At 63.6% G+C, this 26,498-nt stretch carries 17 protein-coding genes; 5 read left to right on the top strand and 12 right to left on the bottom strand.

Annotated features, from left to right (window positions below):
* Window positions 1-648: 648 nt before the first annotated feature.
* The 5 genes from AC1DE1_RS01875 to AC1DE1_RS01895 all read right to left on the bottom strand — a co-directional run bounded on the left by AC1DE1_RS01875 (window position 649) and on the right by AC1DE1_RS01895 (window position 7,063).
* Entirely contained in the window at window positions 649-1,515 is an 867-nt protein-coding gene (locus AC1DE1_RS01875) for a GAF domain-containing protein (RefSeq protein WP_477178855.1), read from the bottom strand.
* 115 nt (window positions 1,516-1,630) lie between these two features.
* Window positions 1,631-3,031: an FAD-containing oxidoreductase gene (locus AC1DE1_RS01880; RefSeq protein WP_477178856.1), complete on the bottom strand. Its 1,401-nt coding sequence runs from the start codon at window positions 3,029-3,031 to the stop codon at window positions 1,631-1,633.
* Window positions 3,032-3,208: 177 nt separating this feature from the next.
* A complete protein-coding gene (locus tag AC1DE1_RS01885) occupies window positions 3,209-4,288 on the bottom strand; it encodes an acetate/propionate family kinase (protein WP_477178857.1) in 1,080 nt (359 codons plus the stop codon).
* Complete coding sequence (locus AC1DE1_RS01890) at window positions 4,285-6,645, bottom strand: phosphoketolase family protein (RefSeq protein ID WP_477178858.1); 2,361 nt, start codon at window positions 6,643-6,645, stop codon at window positions 4,285-4,287. Before AC1DE1_RS01890 ends, AC1DE1_RS01885 begins: the two co-directional genes overlap by 4 nt.
* An 88-nt stretch (window positions 6,646-6,733) precedes the next feature.
* Window positions 6,734-7,063: a BON domain-containing protein gene (locus tag AC1DE1_RS01895; RefSeq protein WP_441603333.1), complete on the bottom strand. Its 330-nt coding sequence runs from the start codon at window positions 7,061-7,063 to the stop codon at window positions 6,734-6,736.
* 480 nt (window positions 7,064-7,543) lie between these two features.
* On the opposite strand from AC1DE1_RS01895, the gene AC1DE1_RS01900 reads away from it, so the two are divergent.
* Complete coding sequence (locus tag AC1DE1_RS01900) at window positions 7,544-8,182, top strand: response regulator (RefSeq protein ID WP_441603332.1); 639 nt, start codon at window positions 7,544-7,546, stop codon at window positions 8,180-8,182.
* 46 nt (window positions 8,183-8,228) lie between these two features.
* Here AC1DE1_RS01900 and AC1DE1_RS01905 read toward each other — a convergent pair whose 3' ends face one another.
* The 3 genes from AC1DE1_RS01905 to AC1DE1_RS01915 form a co-directional block, all read right to left on the bottom strand.
* On the bottom strand, window positions 8,229-11,051 hold the full coding sequence (locus AC1DE1_RS01905; protein ID WP_477177191.1) for a TonB-dependent receptor domain-containing protein: 2,823 nt from the start codon (window positions 11,049-11,051) through the stop codon (window positions 8,229-8,231).
* A 163-nt stretch (window positions 11,052-11,214) separates the two neighbouring features.
* Window positions 11,215-14,589 (bottom strand): GH92 family glycosyl hydrolase, encoded by a 3,375-nt coding sequence (locus tag AC1DE1_RS01910; protein WP_477178910.1) that lies wholly within the window; start codon window positions 14,587-14,589, stop codon window positions 11,215-11,217.
* 100 nt (window positions 14,590-14,689) lie between these two features.
* Window positions 14,690-17,107, bottom strand: a complete 2,418-nt coding sequence (locus tag AC1DE1_RS01915; protein ID WP_477178859.1) for a GH92 family glycosyl hydrolase — start codon at window positions 17,105-17,107, stop codon at window positions 14,690-14,692.
* 962 nt (window positions 17,108-18,069) lie between these two features.
* On the opposite strand from AC1DE1_RS01915, the gene AC1DE1_RS01920 reads away from it, so the two are divergent.
* Window positions 18,070-19,095, top strand: coding sequence for an aldo/keto reductase (locus AC1DE1_RS01920; RefSeq protein WP_477177835.1), 1,026 nt, complete (start codon window positions 18,070-18,072; stop codon window positions 19,093-19,095).
* A gap of 63 nt (window positions 19,096-19,158) precedes the next feature.
* Here AC1DE1_RS01920 and pgm read toward each other — a convergent pair whose 3' ends face one another.
* On the bottom strand, window positions 19,159-20,808 hold the full coding sequence (gene pgm / locus AC1DE1_RS01925) for a phosphoglucomutase (alpha-D-glucose-1,6-bisphosphate-dependent) (RefSeq protein WP_477178860.1): 1,650 nt from the start codon (window positions 20,806-20,808) through the stop codon (window positions 19,159-19,161).
* Window positions 20,809-21,003: 195 nt separating this feature from the next.
* Window positions 21,004-21,270, bottom strand: a complete 267-nt coding sequence (locus AC1DE1_RS01930) for a DksA/TraR family C4-type zinc finger protein (protein ID WP_441603327.1) — start codon at window positions 21,268-21,270, stop codon at window positions 21,004-21,006.
* 146 nt (window positions 21,271-21,416) lie between these two features.
* On the opposite strand from AC1DE1_RS01930, the gene AC1DE1_RS01935 reads away from it, so the two are divergent.
* Window positions 21,417-21,929 carry a hypothetical protein gene (locus AC1DE1_RS01935; RefSeq protein ID WP_477178861.1) on the top strand — a complete coding sequence of 171 codons (513 nt, stop codon included), beginning with the start codon at window positions 21,417-21,419 and terminating at the stop codon, window positions 21,927-21,929.
* A gap of 1 nt (window position 21,930) precedes the next feature.
* Here AC1DE1_RS01935 and AC1DE1_RS01940 read toward each other — a convergent pair whose 3' ends face one another.
* Window positions 21,931-22,350, bottom strand: coding sequence for a GNAT family N-acetyltransferase (locus AC1DE1_RS01940; protein WP_477178862.1), 420 nt, complete (start codon window positions 22,348-22,350; stop codon window positions 21,931-21,933).
* Window positions 22,347-23,846 (bottom strand): efflux transporter outer membrane subunit, encoded by a 1,500-nt coding sequence (locus tag AC1DE1_RS01945; RefSeq protein WP_477178863.1) that lies wholly within the window; start codon window positions 23,844-23,846, stop codon window positions 22,347-22,349. The genes AC1DE1_RS01940 and AC1DE1_RS01945 overlap by 4 nt, the downstream gene beginning before the upstream one ends.
* Before the next feature lie 291 nt (window positions 23,847-24,137).
* On the opposite strand from AC1DE1_RS01945, the gene AC1DE1_RS01950 reads away from it, so the two are divergent.
* A complete protein-coding gene (locus AC1DE1_RS01950; RefSeq protein ID WP_441603365.1) occupies window positions 24,138-24,536 on the top strand; it encodes an OsmC family protein in 399 nt (132 codons plus the stop codon).
* Between the two features lie 309 nt (window positions 24,537-24,845).
* Window positions 24,846-26,486 (top strand): MASE1 domain-containing protein, encoded by a 1,641-nt coding sequence (locus AC1DE1_RS01955; protein WP_477178864.1) that lies wholly within the window; start codon window positions 24,846-24,848, stop codon window positions 26,484-26,486.
* Window positions 26,487-26,498: the final 12 nt, after the last annotated feature.

The following is a 26,498-nucleotide window of genomic DNA, read 5'->3' on the forward strand; positions in this document are numbered from 1 at the left end:
TTTATTGACGTCTTTCCAGGGATCAGCTGGAAGATGTGGATAGCCTCGCGATCCGATCTCCCCTGACTAGGGGGTGAGGCAGCTCGTCGACAGGAAGTCCCCGTGTTCGACGTGCGTATGATCGTGATGTCAGCTTCGCGAATACATCAGAGCACTCTCAAAAGCTCTGTAAGCTTGGAACTTTTATGTCACATCCCTTCCATGGCGCAGCGATGTGCTGCGGGGACGCGTTTAGCCATCCATCGCAATTCCATCTCTAGAGGTAGGATCGTTCGACGCATGTTTTTCGCCGATGCAGGAGCCATAGCTGCGTCGCATCCCTCGCCTATCGCGACAGGCACATGCAGGGTCGACACAAAATTCCGTGTCACGGATGACCACCGAACGCACATGATCGCAGCCGACTCGATATTTACAACGAGATGCTTCTTAGGCTGGCTCTGTCGAAAAAAACGCAGGGCGCGTTGAGTCCGTGGCGGCGAAGCGTGAAACGCAGTTGTGTGGCGGACGCATCGAACAACAACTGCAGCCTCATCCGCTTCAATGCGCGTGCCAGGAAAGGATGCCTGATAGAAATTCAGGCAAGCAGAAGGCGTCAGGCGGTGTAAGTACTACACGCTCATAGGTAGGAATTGCGGAACGCACTCGTCACTCGTTGCGAACGACGGCCTGCACTACCTGGCTTTCGGCGAGCAACAACTGCGTGTCGATCTCGGTACCGATGTCGCGAGCGAATTTCTCCACCGCCTGGATGGTGGCTGGATCCAGTTGCCTGGGTTGCGGATCGACCGCGCACAAGGTGCCGAAGAATTGTCCGTAGGCGCGGTAGATCGGCACGGCGATATAGCTCTCGAACCCATACAGCGCCGGCGTGGGGTGGTTCGAAAAAATCGGGTGCGTGCTCGCATGGTTGAACGTGACCGTCTGGCCATGCTGGCGGATGTCGTTGCAGATGGTGGTTTCCAGCACCAGGTCCTGCCCTGCCCGCAAGCCGAACTGGATCGCGTCGTACACCGCGCAGGCGGTCCATCGCGTATCCGATACCTTGGCCACGGTGACGAAGCGCATGCCGGTCTCGCGCGATACGGCCTGCAGTATCGATGCCACGCCGGGCATGCGTGCGATCAGGGCGACATCGCGACTGGTTGTTGCGTTTTCACCGGTAGCCAAGGTGGACCCGGGCGCCAGGCGCTCGCGCATGCGACGCTGCAGGCTCAGGCGCGACACGCGATGCACGAAGTCGCGCAGATCGCTGGTCACCGCGCGCAGCTGCGCGGCGGGGCCGGTCACCACCAACTGGCGGGCATCGATGCGCACGTCGTGCAGTTGATGCTGTGCCTTGAACTCGTCGACTTCGGCGACGAAGGCTTCGATCCAGTAGTGATCGGGGCGGGCGCTCAGGAAGGCGAGCATCAGCGGCTCGGCCTTGCCCTCACCATCGACGCACGGCGCCGGCAGGTCGAATCCGGCCACGGTGGGCGGCCAGACGTATTCGGATGCGTCCTGTGTTGCCATGACGTTGATGATTCCCCGATCGCCACCCCGGGCCAGTATGCGCCATGTGATGGCGATGTGACGCCCTACTTAGGTGTAATTCCGGGGTACTCAAAAGCGGGGGCGGCGCCAGGGCCTAAGTGGTGACAGCCGGCGCGGGAGCGGTCACCGGATGCAGGTCCTGCAACGTCGTCGGCAGCAGCTCGCTGATGGTCGGGTGGATGTGTACCGCGTGCGTTACAGTCCGGTACGGCGCGTCGGCGTACATCACATCGAGCAGGCAGTGGATGGCCTCGTCACCGCTGGCGCCGAGGATGGCAGCGCCCAGCAGGCGTTCGCTTTGGCCGTCGACGATGACCTTCATGAAGCCCAGCGTCTCGCCTCGTTCGATGGCGCGGCCGACACGTGTCATCGGGCGCACGCCGACCTGCACGTCGTGGCCCTTCTGCACGGCTTCGGTTTCGGTCAGGCCGATGCGCCCCAGGGGCGGGTCGATGTACAGCGCATAGGCGGGGATGCGATCGGAAATGCGGCGAGGCTCGTTGTCCAGCACGTTGGCGGCGACGATCTCGTAGTCGTTGTAGGAGGTGTGGGTGAAGGCGCCGCGACCGTTGCAATCGCCCATGGCCCAGATGCCCTCGACATTGGTGCGGCATTGATCGTCGACCACGATGTAGCCGTTCTTGTCCATCTTGACGCCGGCCTTGTCCAGGCCGAGGTCGTCCGTGTTCGGACGCCGGCCCACGGCCAGCAGCAGATGCGTGCCGTGCACCTTCATGCGCGGCTCGGCGCATTCGGCGATCACGCAGATCTCGCCCGCCGAGCCCTCCAGCTCGATGCACTCCGCGCCAAGATGCAGGGTGATGCCTTCGCGCTCGAGGATATCCACGACGGCGGCGGAGACATCCGGATCTTCGCGCGGCAACAGGCGCTGGCTGCGCTCCACGATGGAGACCTCGGCGCCGAAGCGGCGGCACATCTGGCCGAATTCCAGGCCGATATAGCTGCCGCCCACGATCACCAGATGTTTGGGCAGTTCCTGCAATTCGAGGATGCCGACGTTGGTGAGGTAAGGCACCCTGCCTACGCCGGGAAAATTCGGCTCGACCGCACGGCCGCCCACGTTGATGAAAAACTGGTCGGCCTCGATCAGCTCATCGCCGACACGCAGCGTCCGGGGCGATTCGAATTGCGCATGACCGCGAAACAAGGTGACGTTGGCCATGCCCGCCACCCAGTTCTCGACGTTTTCGCGCGAGCGCCCCGAGATGCCTTGCGTGCGCTTCCACACCTGGGCCATGTCCACGGTGATCTCGCCGGTGCCCACGCCGTAGTCGGCGGCGCGACGTCCCATATGGGCGACTTCTGCACTGGCCACCATCGCCTTGGTGGGAATGCAGCCGGTGTTGACGCAGGTGCCGCCCATCAGCTTGCGCTCGATCAAGGCGACCTTGCGGCCGGCGGCACCCAGGCGTCCGGCCAGCGATGGGCCGGCCTGCCCTGCCCCAATCACTACTGCATCGAATCGCTTGGTCATGATGGCTGCCAGGGGGAATCCGAAAAACGTTAGCGTGGCACCGTGACAGGAAAGGCCGCGTCAAGGCGCGCCATCTCAACCACCGTCATCCCTGCGAAGGCAGGGATCCAGTGCCTTCGCGCTTCGTGAGACGAAAGTCGCTGGATCCCTGCCTTCGCAGGGATGACGAGCAAAAAATCAGTGCGTCGCCAGGCGGACGGCATGGCTCGCCATGATGCGGTTCTCCTGCGCCGGCAGCACGCGTGTCTGCAGCGATGGAAAGCACGGAGCGAGATGGGCCTCGACGCTGGCGCGCGTCGGTTCGTCGTGTTCGCCGATGCCGCCGGTGAAGACCAGCAGGTCGACGCCGCCCAGCACCACCGCCATGCCGGCGGCCTGCCGCGACACAGACAAGGCGAACTGCTCCAGCGCCAGTGCGGCCAGCGGTTGATGCTTGGCGGCGCGCAGTTCGCGTACGTCGGCGCTGAGATCAGAAATGCCACGCAGACCCGAGCGATGTTCCAGCAAGTCGTTCAGCTCGCTCGGGCTGGCGTGCCCCTCGCGGAGCAGAAACAGCATCACGCCGGGATCGAGATCGCCCGGGCGCGTTCCCATCAGAATGCCGCCGGTCGGGGTCATGCCCATGCTGGTGTCGATGGACTGGCCATCGCGTACGGCGGTGAGGCTGGCGCCGCTGCCGAGGTGGGCGATGATCAACCGGACCGGCACCGGATCCAGCTGCGCGAGGATCGACTCGCACGAGAGGCCGTGAAAGCCATAGCGCTGCACGCCTTTTGCCAGCAAGGCGTGCGGCAACGGCAGGATGCGCGCCGTATCAGGAAGGTCGCGATGAAAGGCGGTGTCGAAACAGGCGATTTGCGAAGCCTGCGGCAGCGCTTTTATCGCATGCCTCACCCATCCAAGGGCGGCGGGAACATGCAGCGGCGCAAAGCTGGCGGCAGCTTCGATCTTGCGCAGCACATCGTCGTCGATCAGGCAGTGTTCCCGCAGCCATGGACCGCCATGCACGATGCGGTGAGCGACCGCGTCAATCGTGGTGATGCCCGCGAGCTTACGCAAGGCATCACGCGCTGCCTCATCGCCCTCACCAGCAAGCTCCCGCTCCACCGAGCGGGATCCGTCGTGATAGCGCAACTGCCGGCGCTCACCCCGTGTCTGGATCTCACCTTCGGCCACTGCTTGTGGCCGGTTCGAGTCCACCCGATAGATGCCGAACTTCAGCGACGAGGAGCCGACATTCAGGGTCAATACCTTCATGCAGGCTGCCATTGCCAGTTGAGGATGTCCGGCAGATCCACGCCGTGCTCACTCACGTAGAGACGATGGCGCTCGATATCGCTCCAATAGCGCTGTCTCGCCTCCGCGCGCATGGCCACGAGCCTGGGCACGCGATTGACTACATCCAGGGCGAGCTGAAAACGGTCGAGGTTGTTGAGCACCATCATGTCGAATGGCGTGGTGGTGGTGCCCTCTTCCTTGTAGCCGCGCACATGGATGTTGTCGTGGTTGTGCCGGCGATAGGTGAGCTTGTGGATGATGCCCGGATAGCCGTGGAAGGCGAAAATCACCGGCTTGTCGCGCGTGAACAGGCGATCGAACTGGTCATCATCCATGCCGTGCGGATGTTCGTCGGCGGTCTGCAGGGTCAGCAGGTCGACCACGTTGACCACGCGGATGCGTAAGTCGGGGATGCGCTGGCGCAGCAACATGACGGCTGCCAACGCTTCCACGGTGGGTGCGTCACCGGCGCAGGCCAGCACCACATCCGGATCGTCATCGCCGTGGCCGGCCCAGTGCCAGATGCCGGCGCCGGCCGTGCAATGCGCGATGGCCGATTCGATATCCAGCCACTGCCAGTCCGGCTGCTTGCCGGAGATGATCAAGTTCACATAGTGACGGCTGCGCAGGCAGTGATCAGCTACCGACAGCAGGCAGTTCGCGTCCGGTGGCAGGTAGATGCGCACGATCTCGGCTTTCTTGTTCGCCACATGATCGATGAAGCCCGGGTCCTGGTGCGAGAAGCCGTTGTGGTCCTGGTGCCACACATGCGAGCTGAGCAAGTAATTGAGCGAGGCGATTGGTGGTCGCCAGGCCATGGTGCGGGTCACCTTCAACCACTTGGCGTGCTGGTTGAACATCGAGTCGACGATATGGATGAAGGCCTCGTAGCAGTTGAATAGGCCGTGCCGACCGGTGAGCAGATAGCCTTCCAGCCAGCCCTGGCATTGGTGTTCGCTGAGCATCTCCATCACGCGGCCATCGGGCGCCAGATTCATGTCGGTATCGACGGTCTCGGCCATCCAGACCTTGGGCGAGACTTCGTAGACCGCTTCCAGGCGATTGGATGCAGTCTCGTCCGGACCAAACAGACGGAAGTTGCCGGTATCGCGATTGAGCGCCATCACATCGCGCAGCCAGCGCCCGAGATTGCGCGTCGCCTCGGCCTTGAGTGCGCCGGGGCGTTCGAAGCTCAGCGCATGATCACGGAAATTAGGCATGCGCAAAGGCTTCAACAAGCTGCCGCCATTGGCGTGCGGATTGGCGCTCATGCGTCGATGCCCGGTGGGCGGCAATTCGGCCAGCTCGTCGATCAGCGTGCCATTGCGGTCGAACAATGCCTGCGGTTGATAGCTCTGCATCCACTGTTCGAGGATCTGCAGATGCCCGGGCTTGGACATGTCCGACAGCGGCACCTGGTGCGCGCGCCAGGTGCCTTCGACCGGCAAGCCATCGACAAACGCGGGGCCCGTCCAGCCCTTGGGCGAACGCAACACGATCATCGGCCAGCGCGGCCGCGTGGCGGCGCCGGCACCTGCGCGACGGGCGCGACGCTGGATGCGCTGGATCCGCGAGAGACAGGCATCCATGGCCGCGGCAAACGCGACGTGCATCAGGGCCGGATCGTTGCCCTCGACAAAGATCGGGTCGTGACCGTAGCCCTGCAACAGATATTTAAGCTCGCGATCGCCGATGCGCGCCAGCACCGTGGGGTTGGCGATCTTGTAGCCGTTCAAATGCAGGATCGGCAACACCGCGCCGTCGCGCGCGGGATTGAGGAATTTATTGGAATGCCAGCTGGTGGCGAGCGGGCCGGTCTCCGCCTCACCATCGCCAATGATGCAGGTGACGATCAGCTCGGGGTTGTCAAAGGCCGCGCCATACGCATGCGACAAGGAATATCCCAGCTCGCCGCCCTCATGGATCGAGCCCGGCGTCTCGGGCGCCACATGACTGGACACGCCGTACGGCCAGGAAAACTGGCGGAACAACTGGTGCATGCCTTCGCGATCGCGACCGACGTGCGGATAGACCTCGGTATAGGAGCCTTCCAGATAGCTGTTCGCAACCAGTCCGGGACCGCCATGCCCCGGCCCGATCACGTAAATCATGTCCAGGTCATGCTGCCGGATGACCCGGTTCAGATGCACGTAGATGAAGTTGAGCCCGGAGGTGGTGCCCCAGTGGCCGAGCAGGCGCTGTTTGACATGTTCCAGCCGCAACGGCTCTTCAAGCAGGGGGTTGTCACGCAGGTAGATCTGCCCGACGGTGAGGTAGTTCGCTGCATTCCAGTAGCGATGCATCCGGTCCATCAGGACGGGATCGAGTGACGGCATGGCGCGCTTCCTCAGGTCCGGAACTCAAGGCCCCGGATCGTGCCAATCGCCGCGTGCAGGTGCCGTCATCAGCCGCCAGGGCATCAGGTCAGCGCACCATGGGCATCACATCGAGCTCGTTGGTGACTTCCTTGACGCCGTTCACCTGCCGCGCGACGGTCTCGACCCGCAGTGACTCGGTATCGTTCTTGACCGGGCCGCGCAGCACGATGGCGCCATCGGAGACAATCACTTCCACACGGTGTCCGGCATCGGAGAGCGACGTATCGTTCGCCAGCGCCTTGCGCACCGCTGCCTGCAGCTGCGCGTCGGCGGAACTGTGCACCTGCGATGCCGCTTCCTTCGGCGTTGCTGCCTGAAAAGCCATTGCCGGGCCGGCAGCGAGCATCACCAACCACCCCATGACATGAGCTTTCATACGATTGCCTCGTCGCGTATCGGGCCTGATCTGCGACTTTATTAATCGTCGAACGCCGTGAAACGCGCGTGCATTTTGCCTTTGGCCCGCGCGGGCCGACACGGCCACAGGCACCCGCCTGGGCGTAAAAAGAGACAGCCCCTACGTGAGGGGCTGTCAGACATCCTTGTTTCTTCTGTCCGTCCAGTGACAGGGCGCCATATTCACAGGATTTCGCTGACAGGCAAATCGGACGAATCTGAGATTGACATACCGATCTGCGATGAACGGGTCCGCCGCACGCCAGGGCCGCTTCTCGATCAGCCCCCCGATGCGCCCGGCCTCCTCATGACCGCCGATCCTGCTGTTGCCGGGCGACGCGTCGTGATGATCAGCCACTGACACCGTTGCTGAGAGTCCTCTGATTTACGCCCAGCTTTCGTCGAATCATGCGCTGCACAAACTACAGTGATCGCAAGATCATCACTGTGAAGTTGCGTCATGCCTCTCCGTATCATCGTTGCCGATGACCATCCGATCGTTCGGGTCAGCGTCATCGCGGAATCTCAAAAGATCGCCGGCGTGGACGTCGTCGCCGAAGCCCATTCGCCCCGGGAACTGCTTGCGACGCTGCAGCGCACGCCTTGCGACCTGGTCATCACCGACTTCAGCATGCCAGGCCCTGCGGGCGACGATGGCATGGAGCTGCTGGAGCAAATTCGCGGCCGCTGGCCGGACATCCAGGTGATCGTGCTCACCATGTTGTCGAACGCCGGGCTGCTCAATGCGATCCGCTCCAAAGGCGTTGCCGCCCTGCTTAGCAAATCGGACCGGCTCGACGACATCGCCAGCGCGATTCGCGCCATCAAGGCGGGCGAAACGTATATGAGCGCCTCGGTGGTGCGCCTGCTAGGCCTTTCCGCCGGCAGCGTGCGCGAGGACGGCCTGCTCGCCCTGACCGAGAAGGAAATCGAAGTGCTGCGGCTGTTTGTGTCCGGATCCACGATCTCGGAGATCGCCGCCAAGCGCGAGCGCAGCGTCAAGACCATCAGCCATCAGAAGATGAGCGCGATGCACAAGCTCGGCATCCGCAACGACCCCGAGCTGTACAACTACGCGCACGAACACGGGCTCGGCTGAGCCACGTGGTGACCCGCCGAGCACCAGGCTCGGCGGGTCTGCTTGCTTACTTGCCGAAGTCATACCCCACTTCGAGATATACCGAGCGACCCAGCGCGTTGTACAGGGTCACGTCGTAGTACGGCCAGTTGCCGTTGGTGGTGTCGGTGGGCGGACGCTTGTTGGCGATGTTGTTGACCACCAGCGAGATCGTCGTCTTCGGCATGATCTTGTAGTTCACGCTGCCGTTGAAGGTGATCCACGGGCCGATGTTTTTCTCGGTGCCGATGGAGTTCCAGGAAGTGCCATTGCGGATGCCGTACAGCGTGCTGCTCCACTTGCCGATATTCCAGGTGGCCGTGCCGCTGACCCTGCTCTTGAACTCGTTGGAGTTGGCGCAGCACAGGTAGTTGGTCACCGGATCGCCGGCCTTTTCCTGATAGGTGTGCTTGAGCTCGTCGTAGTAGTCCAGGCTAAACAGGAAGCTGCCGATCGACGACGTCTTGAAGTGATAGTTCAGGCTGGACTGGATGCCGGTCTGGTATTCCGTGGCCACGTTGATCGGATAGGTATCCACTTCCGATATGCCGCCCGGATTGACCGGATCGGTGGACGGCAGGCGCTTCACTTCGCCCAGCACTTCGCGACAGGTCGGCGAGTTGATGTCGAACGCTTGCTGGCCGTTCTCGGAGGTGCCGAGGCGGCAGTTGGCTTCCTGCTGCAGGATCTCGTCGCTGCTCAAGGTCACCACTTCGTTGGAGATGCGGATGGCGTTGTAGTCCACCGACCAGCTCAGGTTGTTGTCCGCCGTCGACCAGACGAAGCCGTAGGTGAAGGACTTGGCCGTGATGTCCTTGAGGTTGGTGTTGCCGGAGGACACCGCCAGCATCGACGTGCCCGACTGCGCGCAGTCGCCGTAGTTCTGCGAGTTGTAACCCTCCTGGCGACACTTGTAGTAGTCGGTCGACTGCGAATAGCCGCTGCTGTGCGAGGAGAACAGGTAGAACATGTCCGGCGCGCGGAACGCCGTGGCGTAGCTGCCGCGCAACAGCAGCGTGTCGATCGGACGGTATTCCAGGCCGAGCTTGTACGTGGCCTTGCCGTTGCCCGTGCCTGCGTAGCTGTATTTGTCGTAGCGCGAGGACACGTTGGCGATCAGCGACTCAAACAGCGGAATCCGCATTTCGCCACCGAAGGCGTACTGGCTGCGCTTGCCTGATGCGGTGGTGCTGCCGGTCACGCCGCGATAGTAGCCTTCGGCGGCTGCCGGGCTGGCCGAGCTGTTGTCGAATCGCTCGTTGCTGTTCTGCACGATTGCCGCAAAGCCCACGTCGCCCGCGGGTAGCGAGAACAGCGAGGTGGTGTTGGCGGTGAGGGTCTCGTTCTGCGTCCAGGCCATCGACTGGGAGATGTTGGGCGCGGTGAACTGATCGTACTGGGCACGCGTCAGCGGTTGATACAATCGATCTAAATTCGGCGCGTAAATAGCGTAGCCATTGGGGTCGGTGCCCAGCTGCGGCCCGAGGTAGTAATCGTCGATGCCATTGGCGGCAAGGAAGTCGGTCGACTTGCGCGTCACATTGGACTGCGAGCGGTTGTAGTAGCCGTCGTAGTTCCAGCTCGAATTGCCGATGCTGCCGCGCACACCCAGGCTCACGTTGTAGGTGCGGGTGAACACGTGCTGGTCCTGCGCATCGGAGCCCACTTCCTCGGGCGCAAAGATGCGCTGCCATTCCTCGTACTGGCCGCTGGTCTTGTTGTAGAACGTGTTGTTCCAGAACGGACTGCCGCCGTTGTAGGTTGGGTTGCTGTAGCTGTACAGCATGTCCGCATACAGCTCGGTGCTGTCGTTGAGGTGATAGCGCGCGAACAATGAACCGTTGGCTTCGGTGCTCTTGTTGGCCAGCGTGGCATAGCTCACGTTGTTCGGACTGCCGCAGTAATAGCCGAGATTGGAGCCCGCGCGGTAGCTGTACGCGGTGGTGCCGTTGTACAGATAGCTCAGCGGCGCGCAGGTGGCCGAGCCCGGATCGATGTAGTGCGGATTGTCGCCTTCGGCCAGACGCAGGAAGGTGCGCGAGGGCACGCCGGGCTTGCCGGTCGGGTCGTCGTTGTAGGAGTCGATGTAGCTGCGCTGATAAGCCCAGATCGGGTCTTCCTTGGACAGCTGCAGGCCACCGCTCAATTCGAAATCACCCCACTGGTGACCCGAACTCACCTGCAGGCGCTTGCTGGCGCCGCCGCCGTCGCTGTAGTCACCATAGCGGAAGCTGACGTGCGTGCCGTCGATGTGATCCTTCATCACGATGTTGACCACGCCGGCGATCGCCGCCGAGCCGTAGATCGAGGACTGGCCGCCGGTCAGCACGTCGATATGGTCGATCAGGCCCACCGGAATATTGGCGATGTCGGTGATGTTGTTATTGCCGTTGTACGCGAGCGGATAGCTCGCCATCGGCCGGCCGTTGAGCAGGGTGAGCGTGAAACTGGGATTGAGGCCGAACAGGCTGACGGTCTTGGCGCCGGGCGTATAACCACCGGTGAACTGCGGGTCCTGCACTGAACCGTTGGCAATCGGCAGCGAACGCAGCGCATCGAACGTATCGGTAAAGCCCTGCTGGTCGATGTCCTTGGCGGTGATAGTGGTGATGGGCGACGGGCCTTCGATCTGCGCGCGCGGAATCAGCGAGCCGGTCACCGTCACCGCTTCGAGCTTCTTGGTCTTCTTTTCGTCGGTTGCCGTCGCCACGGGCGGCGTGCTGTTGTCCTGCGCCGAGCTCGACTGCGCGATGGGCGCTGGCGCCGCAACGTCGTTGTCCCCGGCCAGCGCCTGTCCAATCGACAAGGCCAGCAAACTGACTGCAAATGCACTTACTACGTGAGCTTTCATAAACAGCGGTTCTCCCCGGAATGTGCTCACCGCCCCTCTAAGACGGCTTGCCAAGACAAACCTCGCCACCGTCTCTGGCCGACGGCAAAACGAAGACACAAAACTCCCCCTATGCCGCAGAAGTCAGCCTTCTGCGGTCCAGGCCTTTCCTTGCTGGATCAACTCAGGGCGTAGGCGCTAACCCAAGCCACTCCACCTCTGACAATGCAACGCCTTGCGATGCATCGACATGTTCCGCACGCCACCGGTAGTGCGCGTAATTCCCCTGGTGCGCCACACCGAATGCGCGCGTCTGTCGACGCCATGGAAATGCTTCGCCGCGACGTTCATCCAGGCTGACCCAGTGAACGCCATCGGTTGAACCTTCGAACTTCCAACTCTTGGGATCGCGACCCGCCTTGGCCGACGAGGTGAGCGTGTACATCGAAATCTCACGCGGCTGGTCGAGATCCAATTGCACGGTCGGCGACGAACCCTTGAGCGAAGCCCCGGTATCGGAGGTGTTGTCACTCAATGCGCGGGCTGCGCCGTCATCGCCTGCGACCACGACGTGCGCACCCTTGCCGTCGGCAAGATCGACCAGCGGCGCCGGCGCCTTCGCGCCCGACGTCTGCGACGGCAGTCGTGCTTCGCCGTCCGCACTACCCCACTGGGACGGTGCGGCGCCCATGCGGAAATCGAGCACCGCGCCGTTGACCAGATCGGCATGCGCAAGCCAGCTACGGTCGTAGGCCTTGCCGTTGATCGTCATGCTCTGGATATAGCGATTGCGATCGCTCACGTCCGGCGCGCGGATGTCGATGGTCTTGCCGTTGTCCAGATGGATGATCATGTGCGGGAAATACGGCGCGCCGATCGCATAGGTGGGCGTGCCCATGCGCAGCGGATAGAAACCCGCCGCACTGAACACCCACCACGCGGACATCTCGCCGTTGTCTTCGTCGCCCGGATAGCCCTGGCCGATCTCGCTGCCGATATACAGCCTCGACAGCGCATCGCGCACTTTGTCCTGCGTCTTCCACGGCTGGCCGACCAGGTCGTACATGTAAAGGATGTGGTGCGAAGGCTGGTTGCTGTGGCCGTACTGGCCCATGCGCACGTCGCGCGCCTCGAGCATCTCGTGGATGATGCCGCCGTATTCGCCCACGTTGAAATCGGTGCCGGCGCCGAAGAACGCGTCGAGCTTCCTGGCCAGGCCATCGATGCCACCGTAGAGATTGGCCAGGCCCTGCCCGTCCTGCACGCCTTCGAACGTCATGTTCCAGGCATTGGTTTCGGTGTAATCGCCACCCCAGGCCTTCGGATCGAAATGCTCAGCATCGACGCGCCAGGAACCGTCCGGCTTGCGGCCCACGAAGAAGCCGACCGCCTTGTCGAACAGGTTCACGAAGTTCAGCGAGCGGCTGTGGAAGTAGCGGGCGTCGTCGGCATAGTGCGCGGCATAGGGATCGCTCGCCTCATGCCCGGCGGCCAGTGTCTGCGCCAGTTCGCCGATGCCGAAGTCGTTGAGATAACCGGCCATCGACCACGACAGCCCTTCGTCGGTGCTGTTGTCGATATAGCCCTTGAACACCGAGCGCTCGATACCCTTGCGGCCTGCGCCGGGAATCTCGCTTACCACGGTCGCGTCCTTGAGGGCAGCCTGATAGAACGAGTGCACATCGAAGTTATGGATGCCCTTGTTCCAGGCATCGGCAAACGCGACGTCGGCGCTCGTGCCCACCATCAGGTCGGCATAACCGGGCGATGACCAGCGCGCGATCCAGCCACCATCGCGATACTGCTGCACGAAGCCGTCGATCATCTCGCCCGCCTGCGTGGGCGTCAGCAGTGCATAGGCCGGCCATGCGGTGCGATAGGTGTCCCACAGGCCGTTGTTGACGTACGGCTTGCCGGCAACGATGCGCGCGCCTGTCTGCGTCGGTGTATTGGCGCCCGTGGCTGCGGAGAACGGGCTGGCGTAGCGATAGTCCGGCTTTGCTGCCGTGCCGACGTTTTCGTACGCCTCGTTCGGATACAGGAACAGGCGATACAGGTTGGAATACAGCGTCACCTTGTCGGACGCGACGGCACCGGGAATCTCGATGTGGCCGAGCATCTCATTCCAGCGCGACGCCGCACGTGCCTGCACGCTGTCGAAGGTGTCGGTGTCGGCAATCTCCTGGGCCAGATTGCGCTTGGCCTGCTCCAGGCTGATCAAGGAGGTGGCGATGCGCATCGTCACCGTTTTCTCCGCCCCCGTGTCGAAGCCAAACCACGCGCCCACGTGATCGCGTCCCTGCGCGCTCAGTCGTCCGCTCTCGGTCACGGGCCGGTCGAAGCTGGCGTAGAAGAACAAGCGCGTGGCGCCCGTGGACAGATGGCTGGCCACATCGGAATAACCGCTGATGCTGCCGTGCTGCGGATCGAGCTCGATGCCCGCCTTGTCATTGCGGTTGTCGAACACCAGCTGCGAGCGATCGCCCTTGAAGGTGAAGCGCATCATGGCGGCGTGACTGGTCGGTGTCATCGCGGCGCTGATGCCGTTGTCGAAGGTGACCTGATACAGATCGGCGCGTGCGGTTTCGTGATCGTGGGTGAAGCTCAGCGAGCGCGCATCGCGATCGAGCGGCGGCGCACCGCTGGCCACGGCGGCCGGCATGATCTGGAAGGTCTGGCGATCGCCCATCCACGGGCTGGGCTCGTGGCTCAGCGCGAACGCCTGGATGCGCGGATGGTTATCCGGGCCGTTGCGGTCCTGGTACTGATAGATCCAGTCCGAACCGGCCTGCGTCGTCGGGGTCCAGAAATTGAAACCATGCGGGAGGGCCACGGCCGGAAAATTATTGCCGCGCGAGAAATGCGCGTTGGCGTTGCTGCCGCGACGCGTGTCCACATAGGTGTTGGGCGATGCGTCTGCGGCCGCAGGGACATCACTCAGCCGCAGGTCATCGATATAGCCGTGGAAAGCGTCCGTGCCCTTGGGCGCCGCTTCCACCAGTTCGATCGCGGCCACCGTCTTGCCGGCCGCCACCGCACCCACGTCGATATCGAGCGCATTCCACTGGTTGTCGTGCAACATGCGCGCAGCGCCCTGCGCGGACGCGTTCGCCGGTACACGATGCTGATCTTGGGCATGCAGCGACGACAGCCGCGTGCCGTCGGTGAACACCAGGTCCACGGCCACGTACTGCGCCAGGCCGCGCGCCTCTCCGCTCGGATCGGCGGGAAGCACCACATAGGAAAGATGCGAGTTCGCCGTCAGCGGCTGCTTGGCGTGAAACAGCACCGTGCGCCGCTCATGCGCGTCGCTGACCGCGTCCGCGTCGTAGCGGAGACTGTGCGTGCCAGTGAAACCGACACCCGGCTTGGAGGTGAGGGATTCCTCCTTGCCGGGGCCGGACACCACACTCATGCGCCAGCCTTTGACGCTGGCTGAATCGGGTTGGGCGTCGCCGGTTTCGAACGAGGTGGCAAAGCCCTGGGTCGGCGCGGTCGCTGCATGCGCCGCCGACGCAAGACCCAGTGCAACAGCGAGACTCATCACCTGACGACGCATACCTTGCGCCGCCGTGATGCCATGCATAGCCGTCCGCTTATTCATCCACGCTCTCCGCAATCCAGTCCGCCCAACATGGGGTGATGCATGCTCGTGCCGCTTACGCTTTCGGCGGCGGGAACGACGGCGGCGCCTTGGCGATATCGCTGCCCCAAGCCTTATTGGCCTGCGCACCCAGGGTAAATTCAAGCTTCCCGCCATGCTCGGCGAAACTCGCCGGCAACCACGGACTGTCGTGCGGCTTGCCGTTCACGCTCAGGGACTGCACGAACGGTGTCTGCGCCGAAGCCGATGGCGCGGCAATCACCACATCACCCTGCGTGCGATGAATCACTGCATGGGTGAACAACGGGCTGCCGAGGATGAGTTCGCCACGACCCGGAATGGCCGGATACATGCCGAGCGCGGACCACACATACCAGGACGACATCTCGCCCAGGTCGTCATTGCCGGGAATGCCTTCGGGCGTGTTCTTCCACAACGTGTTCACCACGATGCGCACGGCCTCCTGCGTCTTGGACGGCTGGCCGACAAAGGCATACAACCAGGGCGTGCCCACCGAGGGCTCATTGTCGAGTTCGGCGTGCAACGGGCCCGCTTCGGTCAACGCCCACTTGCCCTTGTCGTCGTGGAAGAAGCGATCCAGACGAGCCGATGCCTTCTCGATGCCGCCCATCTGATCGAACAGGCCACGCACGTCGAACGGCACCATCCACAGATAGACCGCCGCGCTGCCTTCGACAAAGCCATCGTCCGCCTCGGGCTTGAACGCGGGCCAGCTGCCGTCGGCATTGCGGTTCTGGATATAGCCGCCTTCCGGCGCCGCCTTCGGGTTGAACAGGTTGCGCCAGTAGCCGGCGCGCGTCAGGAACAGCGCTTCGTTCTTCTTGTCGCCGACACGGGCAGCAAGCTGCGAGAGCGCAAAATCCGCCGTCACGTCTTCCAGCGTTTCCGCCGCGCCGCCCCAGGCGTGCGAGGTGGTGGCGATGTAATGCAACTTCAGCCACTGGTCGAGCGACGGACGCTGGCCCACGCACTCCACGTTGCAGCCGTCGTCGGAGAGATCGTTGGCAGTCGTCACAGTCGCCGCCGTCAGCAGCGAGGCATACGCGCCCTTCAGGTCGAACTCGTGGCCGCCGAAGGCATCGATGGCAGCCAACGCGGGCACGGCCGGGTCGCCGCTCATCACGTGGGTGCCGCCGTTGTTGTGCGTCCAGCGATCCCACTCACCGTGGTTCTGATTGGCCTGGTTGAACAGCGACTGCGCGATATCGCTGCCCACGTCCGGATACAGCCAGGTGACCAGCTGCAACTGCGAGCGGTATATATCCCAGCCGGAGAAGTTGGCGTACTGCACGCGCTGCTTGCCTTCGACGCGATGCACCTGCTGGTCGAAACCGCGGTATTCGCCGTTGACGTCGCTGAATACGTTGGGGTGCAGCAGGGAGTGATAGAGCGCGCTGTAGAACGTGGTGCGCTCATCGGCGCTGCCGCCCGTGATGGCGACCTTGCCGAGCGCATCGTTCCACGCCTGGCGAGCCTTGGCCTGCACCTGCGCCACCGTCTGCCCCGCGGGAATCTCCGCCGCGAGGTTGGCCTTGGCGTTGTCGAGGCTCACATACGAAATGCCCACGCGAACGTTCACGGCGCCCTTGGCCGGATCAAAACCCAGCCACACGCCCGAGCCCTTGCCCGCGGTGGGGAAGCCCTTTGCGTCGTAACCCGTGCCGCCTTGCGCCGCGGTCTTGCCGGGCTGCACCTCGCCGTCATGCCAGGCACCCGTGGAGGCGAACGGCTGATCGAACTGCGCCACGAAGTACAGCGTGTAGTAGCTGCGCTGATCGGCCTTGGCCAGGTAGCCGCAGAAATTGCCGCTGGTGACCGAACCGGTGACGGTGTGCGTGGCGCGATCGATGCTGACGTTCGCGTCGCTGCTGCCCACTTCGGAATCGGAGGTGCGAATCAGCAGGTTGGCCGGCTTGTTGGCGGGAAACGCAAAGCTGCCGATGCCGCTGCGCGTTGCTGCCGCCAGTTCAACCTGCACGTCATTGGCCAGGCGCACGCGATACGCGCCGGCCGTGGCCTGCTCGTTGGCGTGCGTGTAGTCGCTGGCGTAGGTGGCATCGGTGAGATCAGCCGAAGGCGAGGCCTGCACGGCGGTGGTCACCGGCATGAAGGGCACATCGCCGCTCGCGCCAGCACAACCGGCGCCGGAGATATGCGTGAGGCTCAAACCGCGCATGCGCGGCGCGTCGTACAGATAGCCGCTGGGCGAGGCGGTACGTGTGTGCTTGCCGCGCGTGTTCTCCGGGCTCCACTGCAACATGCCGAACGGAACCACCGCGCCCGGATAGGTGTTGCCGCCATGGCGGCTGCCAATCAGCGGATTGACCTCGTCCGCCGGCTGACTCGCGCCCTGCGCCAACAAGGGCGACGCGGCCACCATCGACACGCCACACGCCAGCGCCGCGATCCACGCGCGACGAAGCCCCTGCCTACCCGACAAGCCCTGCCCCATGCCACCTCTCCCCGACGGGCGTTTAGCCGTCTTCACATATTTAGATCGATCTAAATTGAGCATCTAAAAAAAGGCCACGAAGTGATGGACCCGGTTCCCGGATGACAGCGACTTGTGCCTGTCCCCAACTCTAACCTGCTTTGCAGCCGGGATGCTTGCTGCAATGCAAAAGAGGTGCAGGGGGCGCACCCATCGCCTCAACTCGCATTGGCTTTATCCCTTCAGCCATCGCCGCGCCCGCTTGTCTGTGGGAGCGCACCCTGTGCGCGACAGCGACGCCTGGGTGTACCGCTTCGTAGGTTTGTCGCGCACAGGGTGCGCTCCCACAAAGAAGCCGACCGGCAAGATTGATCCACCATCCACAGACCTGCGCCTTCCCTTGTAGGAGCGCACTTGTGCGCGACCGCAGAGCTGGGGTGTACCGCTCCGTAGGTTTGTCGCGCACAGGGTGCGCTCCCACAAAGAAGCCGACCGGCAATGTTGATCCGTCATCCACAGGCCTGCGCCCTCCCTTGTAGGAGCGCACTTGTGCGCGACCAGCCAACGGAGCGGCAGGTCCGAGCGCTGCGGTCGCGCACAAGTGCGCTCCTACAGAAAAGCTGCCGGCCCGCGATGCCGGGCGTTGTTCGGCGCTTGATGTCGCTCTCGCCCCCGGTCCCCGTATGACGCGGCGGGCGAGTCAGGCCGCGACTACGCGACAGCCAAACACCAAGGCCCTGGACGGCCAGCCTTTCGGCTGTTGAAGAGCGCTTCCGCCGTACGCCTGGATGACGAGCAAGAGCCTTCACCGAGACACCCGCCACCACGCGAACGCCTCCAAGCCCGCACACGCCATTCATGCGAACACCCAAGCACCATACCCCTCCCGAAACATTGCCTCCCCACCCTTAGTTCCGTATCTTCGAACTACGGAACAGACGTTCCACCTCCCCCACTCCCCAAATCCAAAAGAGACCCTCCCCATGGAATACCGTCACCTAGGCGCATCCGGCTTCAAAGTCCCCGTGCTCAGCTTCGGCACCGGCACCTTCGGCGGCAAAGGCGAATTCTTCGGCGCCTGGGGCAACACCGACGTGGCGGAAGCCAAGCGCCTGGTCGATGTCTGCCTCGATGCCGGCCTCACCATGTTCGACAGCGCCGATATCTATTCCGAAGGCGCTGCCGAATCGGTGCTCGGCGAAGCCATCAAAGGCCGCCGCGATCGCGTGCTGATTTCGACCAAGGCAACGTTCCGTTCCGGCGACGACCCGAACGATGTGGGCTCCTCGCGCTTCCATCTGCTCAAGGCCTGCGACGCGGCGCTCAAGCGCCTGGGCACCGACTACATCGACCTGTTCCAGCTGCACGGCTTCGACGCAAAGACTCCCGTGGAAGAAACGCTGTCGACGCTGGACGATCTCGTGCGCGCCGGCAAGATCCGCTACATCGGCGTCTCCAATTTCTCAGGCTGGCACCTGATGAAATCGCTCGCCGTGTCCGACCGTTACGGCTATTCGCGCTACGTGGCGAACCAGGCGTACTACTCGCTGATCGGCCGCGATTACGAATGGGAGCAGATGCCGCTGGGCATCGATCAGGGCGTGGGCGCGGTGGTGTGGAGCCCGCTGGGCTGGGGTCGCCTCACCGGCAAGATCCGCCGCGGCCAACCGTTGCCCGCCACCAGCCGTCTGCACAAGACCGGCGACGTGGGCCCGCAGATGTCGGACGACTATCTCTATCGCGTGGTCGATGCGCTGGACGAAGTCGCCGCGGAAACCGGCAGGAGCGTGCCGCAGATCGCACTCAACTGGCTGCTGCAGCGTCCGACGGTATCGACCGTGGTGATCGGTGCGCGCAACGAGGAGCAGCTGAAGCAGAACCTCGGCGCGGTGGGCTGGAACCTCAGCAAGGAACAGGTGGCCAAGCTCGATGAAGCCAGCGCCGTGACGCCGGCCTATCCGTACTGGCACCAGGCTGGCTTCCAGGAACGCAATCCCTCGCCGGTGTAAGGCCAAACGCAAAGAGGCGCGCAACTCACTGCGCGCCTCTTCGAGTACAGCGATGCGAATGAATCAGCTTGCGTGCAGCGCCGCGTCCACCATCGCCTGCGCTTCTTCCAGCAATCGCTGCAGATGCGCCTCGTCCTTGAAGCTCTCCGCGTAGATCTTGTAGATGTCTTCCGTGCCCGACGGTCGCGCTGCAAACCAGCCATTGGCCGACGCCACCTTGATGCCGCCAATCGATGCGCCATTGCCCGGCGCACGATCCATCACCGCTTCGATCTTCTCGCCGGCCAGCTGCGTGCTCTTCACCTGATCGGGCGACAGCTTGGAAAGCCTCGCCTTCTGCTCCGTGTTAGCCGGCGCATCGACACGCTCTGACACCGGAGTACCCAGGGCGCGGGTCATCTCGCGATACAACTCGCCCGGATCCTTGCCCGTGCGCGCGGCGATTTCCGCCGACATCAGCGCGGCGGCGATGCCGTCCTTGTCGGTGCTCCACACGCTGCCGTCGCGACGCAGGAACGACGCGCCCGCACTTTCCTCGCCGCCAAATCCCAGCGAGCCATCGAACAATCCATCGACAAACCATTTGAAGCCGACCGGCACTTCGTAGAGGCGACGACCCAGCCGCTTCGCCACGCGGTCGATCAAGCCCGTGCTCACCAGCGTCTTGCCCACGGCGGCATCGCTGCGCCAATGCGGACGATGGCGGAACAGGTAGTCGATCAGCACCGACAGATAGTGATTGGGCAACAGCAGGCCGGTGCTGCGCGTCACGATGCCGTGGCGGTCGTGATCGGTATCGCAGGCAAAGGCGACGTCGTAGCTGTCCTTGAGGCCGATCAGGCGCTGCATGGCGTGCGAGGAGGAAGGATCCATGCGGATCTTGCCGTCCCAGTCCACGCTCATGAAGCGGAAGGTGTGATCAACCACATCGCTCACGACGGTGAGGTCAATGTTGTAACGCTCGGCAATCGGCGCCCAGTAGTGCACGCCCGAACCGCCCAGCGGATCGACGCCCAGGTGCACGCCGCTGCCGCGTATCGCATCGAAATCGATGACGTTGGCGAGGTCGGTGACATAGGCATCGAGGAAATCGTGCTGGTGCGTCGTCGACGCGCGCATGGCTTCGGCGAATGGCACGCGGCGCACGTCGCGCAAGCCGCCTTCGATCAGCGCATTCGCGCGCTTCTGCACCCAGCCGGTGATGTCCGTATCGGCGGGACCGCCGTTGGGCGGGTTGTACTTGAAGCCGCCACCGTCGGGCGGATTGTGCGAAGGCGTGACCACGATGCCGTCGGCAAAGCCGTGGCTGCGGCCGCGGTTGTACGTGAGGATGGCGTGCGAAATCGCCGGCGTCGGCGTGTATTCGCCGCCCTTGGAGACCATCGCCTCCACGCCATTCGCAGCGAGCACTTCCAGCGCACTTTCCAGAGCCGGCTGCGACAAGGCGTGCGTATCGATGCCGATGAACAGCGGGCCGTCGATGCCCTTGCCTGCACGGTATTCGCAGATGGCCTGGGTGATCGCCAGCACATGCCACTCGTTGAAGCTGCGCTCGAACGAACTGCCGCGATGACCCGAAGTGCCAAACGCCACGCGCTGACTGGGCACACCCACATCCGGGCGCAGATCAGCATAGGCATCACGCAAGCGGCCCACATCCACCAGTTGATTCTCAGGGACCAGCTTGCCGGCCAGCGGGCTGAGGCGGCTCATCGGCACGTCTCGGCAGTGACGGAACGGGCGAACGGGCACAGGCGGTAGGACATGGTCATGCGAGGGCGCATCCTGGTTCGACAGAAAGGAACCATTGACCCTCGCCGCAGCGTCGCGTGTCAAGAGCAAAACCGCCTGAAACGCCTATGCAGACGTGCACAACGGGTGAAACGACGCAGCATCGTCGGACACTGTTCAGCGCAGCTGGCTGTCCTTGCTGCCGCGACGATTATAGCCGCTGAAGGCGGCCTCTTCCTGGTCGTGCGCCGTCTGGCAGTTCACGCACAGGCGTACGCCGGGCACGGCCTTGCGTCGCGCTTCGGGAATGGCTGCGTCGCATTCTTCGCAATGAGTGAGACCAGGACCGCTCTGCATGCGGCTGCGCGCACGCTTGACCGCATCGTCCACGGTCGCGTCGATCTGGTCCTGTACGGCGCCGTCGCCGGCCCAACCTGTTGCCATCTCTTGCCTCCCGGGACCGTCGCACGCCATCGGCGCCGGCCCAATACAACGCTATGCAGCCCATCAAGATGGGGTTGCAGGCCACGTTCCCAAGCATACGCCGGGCCGGCGTTGTAAGGTCAGTCAGGTACCGTCGAGGAGCGCATATGCACGCTTACGATCTTGCTGGCTGGGGTTCGCTGCTGTCGGCTGAAGTGGGTGCAGCAGCGGCGCTGACCGGCCTGTTGTTTGTGGCGATCTCGATCAACCTGTCGAGCATCGTGGCCAATCCCATCCTGCCCAGCCGCGCCATCGACGCGCTGTGCAAGCTGGCCAACGTGCTGATGATTGCGTCGCTGGGCCTGGTGCCCGGCATCTCGGCGCGGCTGTTCGGCTGGGTGGCGCTGGCGATTGGCCTGGTGGCATGGTTCATCCCCACCTGGAACCAGTTCATGCAGCTGCGCCAGGCCACGGCCAACTGGAACTGGCGCGAACACAAGGACTGGATCCTCACACGCGCACTGATCACGCAGATCGCCACCTTGCCCTTCCTGGTGATGGCGATCTCCATTGAGCTCGGTACCGGCGGCGGCCTTTACTGGCTGGTGCCGGGTGTCCTGTTTTCCCTCATCGGCGGCATGTTCGGCGCGTGGATCCTGCTGGTGGAGATCCTGCGCTGAGTCAGAAACGCTTGCGCAGAAAATAGCGCGCGCCGCCCACCGGATAATCGGGAATCTCGCCGAACACGCTGTAGCCGAGTTTTTCGTAGAAACCGCGGGCCTGGAACGCAAACGTATCCAGCCACGCGCCGACGCAGCCGCGCTCGCGCGCGATCTCTTCCGCACGACGCAGGATCGCCGTACCCACGTCCTGCCCGCGCATGGACTCAGGAATGCCCAGCAGGTCGATGTGCAGCCAGTCCAGCGCGGTCTCGCCCCACAGCCCACCAATGGTGTGGCCGTGCTCGTCACGCAGCGCGATCACCAGCGGCTGGATGTCGAGCGTCGGTACCTTGCTGAGGTTGTAAGCGCGCAGCGGCGCCGCAATGGCTTCGCGATCGGCGGCATCGGGCGCGTGGACAGCGTGAAGTTCGTAGCTCATCGGCGCGTGGCATCCGGTGTCGCCGATGCCTGCGGCGGCGCGCTCGCCTGGTTCATCTCGGCAACGTCGTTGACGCCGTCGAAGCCACCGCCCAGCGCCTCGATCAGTCGGATGGAGATATCCGCCTGCTGACTTTCCAGCAGCGCCAGGCGCTGTTGCGCGGTCAGCAATTGCTGGCGACTGGTGAGCGGCGTGAGCGGGCCGCGCAGCCCACCCTCGTAAGCCTTGATCGCATCATCCCAGCTCTTCTGCGCATCGTCCGCCGAGCGTCGCTCCAACACGATCTGCTGGCGCACCGAAGTGAGCGCGGAGACCTGATCGGACACCTCGTTCAAGGCACTCACCAGCAAGCTGTTGTAACGCGCCACCATCGCGTCGTACTCGGCATCGGCGCCCGCCAGATGGGCGCGGCGACGGCCGCCATCGAACAGCGGCAGGCTTAGCGCGGGACCGAACACATACTGGCGTGCCTGCAGCGACAGCACGTTGGTGCTGCCGCCCACGGCAATCAGGCCGGCCATGGCGCTGACGCTGATATTGGGCAGGAATTCCTTCTTGGCCGCCGTGACGTCGCGGTTGGCCGCTTCGATTTCCCAGCGCGCCGCCACGAGATCGGCGCGACGTCCGAGCAGATCCACCGGCAATTTGTCGGGCAGGACGGCCGGGCCGCGATCGACCAGTTGCGGCCGCTCGATGCTCAGGCCGCGATCCGGCCCCTGCCCCAGCAACACCGAGAGCGAGCTGCGCGCTGCATCGATGGCGCGGTCGGCGGCCACCTTTTGTTGCTCGGCGCCGGCCGCTTCCGAATCGGCCAGATGCTCCTGCTGCGGTGTGCCAAGCCCACCGCGCACCAGCTTGCGCGTGATGTCGAGCGAGCGACCGGTGCGATCGCCTTCCGCATCGGCGACATCCTTCTGCGCAAACGCATAGCCGAGCTGCACATAGGCGCGCGCCACGTTCACCGACAACTCGATGCGCGCCGCATGTGCTTCAATCTGCGCGGCACGACTGCGACCCAGCGAGGCTTCCCATGCCGCGCGCTTGCCGCCCCACAGGTCCAGATCCCACGAGAAATCGGCGGTGAGCGACTTGCTCCAGGCAAACGTGCCAATCGCATATTCGGGATAGATCGGGTTCTTCTTCGACAGGTAGGCGCCGGTGATCGACGCGTCGAAATTCGACTGCGGCTTGCGCAGCGCATTGATGCTGTCCGCCACGGCCTGCGCCTGGCGTGCACGCGCCTGCGCCTGCTCGAGGCTGGGGTTGTTCTGCAGCGCTTCCTCGATCAAGGCGGTGAGCTGCGGGTCGCCATAGGCCACCCACCAATCCTGCGCCGGCCATGCCGTGGGGCTCAGCTGCACATCGGCCAGGCTGCGCTCGGCTTTCAGGCTGCCCGGTTCGGTCATGGTGCCCGTGGTGTGCAAGCCGCGACTGGTGGTGCAGCCGGCGATAACCAGGCTGAGTGCGATGGCGACAGGAAGGACGAGGGAACGCATGGCGGGATCATCCGAAAAGTGGAGCGCGGAGCTGCGCGTCGTCGCTGCCGACCCTTGGTGAATCGATGGCCGGCGCGTACGCAACATGCAGAAGCCTGCACGTGTGCGTCGATTATATCGCCCCGCCTCTAGCTCGCGCAGGGCTGCGAGGCAACGACAAACAGCCAGACAGGGGCGACTTTTGTCCAATTGTCAGATCGATGTCGCGCTCCACGGCGCTTGGCGTCGCGTGCATCGGCGCTTACGCTGCGTCTCTGTGCTCAACCTCAAGGATCAACGCCCATGTCCCATGTGTCCTCTGCAAGCATCGTTTCAACCGACAGCCACTACCTTCATCACATCGAAACCGCGCACTTCAAACTGGACACCGATGAGCCGGTCAAGCTCGGTGGACAAGGTGCAGCACCAGCGCCGTTCGATTACTACCTGGCTGCGCTCGCCGCCTGCACTGCGATCACCCTGCGCATGTATGCCGAACGCAAGGGCTGGGAGCTGGGCGAGTTCCGCGCCGAGCTGCAGCTCGATCGCGACGACGAGGGTCGCCTGCAGGTGATGCGTACGCTGCACGCTTCGGCCGCGCTGAGCGACGAGCAATGGGCCCGCTTGCTGGAAATTGTCGCCAATACCCCGGTGACCAAGGCGATGCGCGAGGGCGTGACCATCTCAAGTCGCCGTGGCGAGGCCGCTTAAGCCCCTGATTTAACGATCTGATCGCGAAATTGTGTGAACGCAATCGCAAGTATTTGCACTGCGTCACAATGCGACACCCTTCACCAGAACATCACCGGCTTTTATGAGAGAGTCCGCGCTGGTGTCACACGGCCGCGCCTGATTGCAGAGTGAAAACGTGGCGCAGCCCAACAGGTGATTCAGGGCGGCAGGACAACCGATACCCGACCTGGATGATGGGGGTGCCGGTGCACGACGATATTGCACCGAGCACATAAACCCTGGCCCACGAGAGCCAGGGGAGTCACGGCAGCCAAGGGGAAGAACAGCATGGGGGAAGCTATCGCGCCACGCGCCTGGGGCCGTCATGTGGCTGTTTGCATGGCGTACGCCGTCAGCTATGCGTTGCTACGCGACGTATCCGTCTCTCATTGGAATCTGCCTGCGGGCCTGCGGGTGGCGTGCCTGCTGTTGTTTCCCTATCGCTATTGGCCTGCGCTGCTGATCGGCGAAATGATCCCGGTGGACTATCACGCCTTTCATTGCATCGACGACTTCGGTTGGCGCTGGTCGGCCCTGGCCGCAGTGCCGCCGATCCTGCCCTTGATGGGCGCCGTGGCCTGGGCGCGCCGCCATGCACGTTTGTTGCTGGGCGCACACCAGATCAGCATGCCCATGCTGCTGGGCGTGATACTCGCTGGCGCCGTATTGACGGCGATCAGCAATGCGCTGGTACTGATGGCGGCGGAAGTGCCAGCCGGCGTCCCGCTGCCGCCGTTGGACATCCAGATCATCTTTGGCTATTTCCTCGGCAATTACCTGGGTGCACTGGCCATCGCGCCCACGGTGATCGCGATCTATCTATGGCAGACGCGCAGGCCAGCAAATCCGCGCGAAGCCGAACTGTGGCGCAGCCGCCTCGTCAAGGACACCTTGATCGGCGTGGTGACGCCGCTGCTCGTGCTGATGGGCCTGGTATTCAGCAGCCAGGGCGACAGCATGCAGGTGTTCCGCATCGCCATGTTCCTGCCGGTGGTCTGGCTCACCTCGCGCCACGGCTGGCAAGGCGCGGCGCTGGGCGGCACGCTGGCGAGCCTGGCGGTGACCATGACCTCCTCGATCGTGCGTGATCCGGGCGTCATCCAGGCCCAGGCGCTGATCGCGTTCGCCATCACCACCCTGCTTATGCTCGGCTCGCGCATCGCCCATCAGACGCATGCGGAGCACGCCACGCAGATGGATACCTTGCGCGGTTTTCAGCTCGCCCAGCAAGGTCTTTACCTGGAAGAGCTGCGGCTACGCCAGGCGGCCGACACGCTGGAACACATCGGCGTCACCATCCGCGACAACCACAACCGCCTGCTGGACCGTCTTCGACATGTGCTGCCCACCAGCGAAGAACGCAGCTATGCCAAGCAGGTAGCGCTGGCGCAACACGAAATGCATCGCCTCGCCAATGCGCTGTATCCACGCGGCTGGCGCGAGCGCGGCGTACCGGCCACGCTGCGCGAAGGGCCGTTTGCGCAGGCCATCCAGATGGCAGGCGCCACCTATCAATGCGAACTCTCCGGACGCGGCCTGAGCCAGCTCGCCCCCGATGTGCATATGGCGCTGTATCGGCTGGCCTGCGAAGTGCTGGTCCACGTGCTGTCACGCGGCCCCATGCAGGATGTGCAGCTGCAGCTGCGCGGCGGACACACGCGCGGCCGACGCTGGGTGGTGATGCGCCTGGTCGGCAGGCGCGGCATGGGCGACGCGACGCCCCATGCAGAGCTGGATGAGGAACCCTGGAAGCAGGCGATGACCCTGCTGGGCGCCAGCGGGCTGGGCATCTCCTCGATACGCGATCGCACGCATATCTATGGCGGCGATGTGCATCTGCGCGACATCGGATCGAGCGTCAGCGTGACGTTGCTGCTGCACGATTCGTTGCGCAGCAGCGCGATCCACCACCGGAGCGCTTCGCGTTAGAAGCGCTCCGGC

The organism is Dyella sp. 05T440, assembly GCF_056395965.1.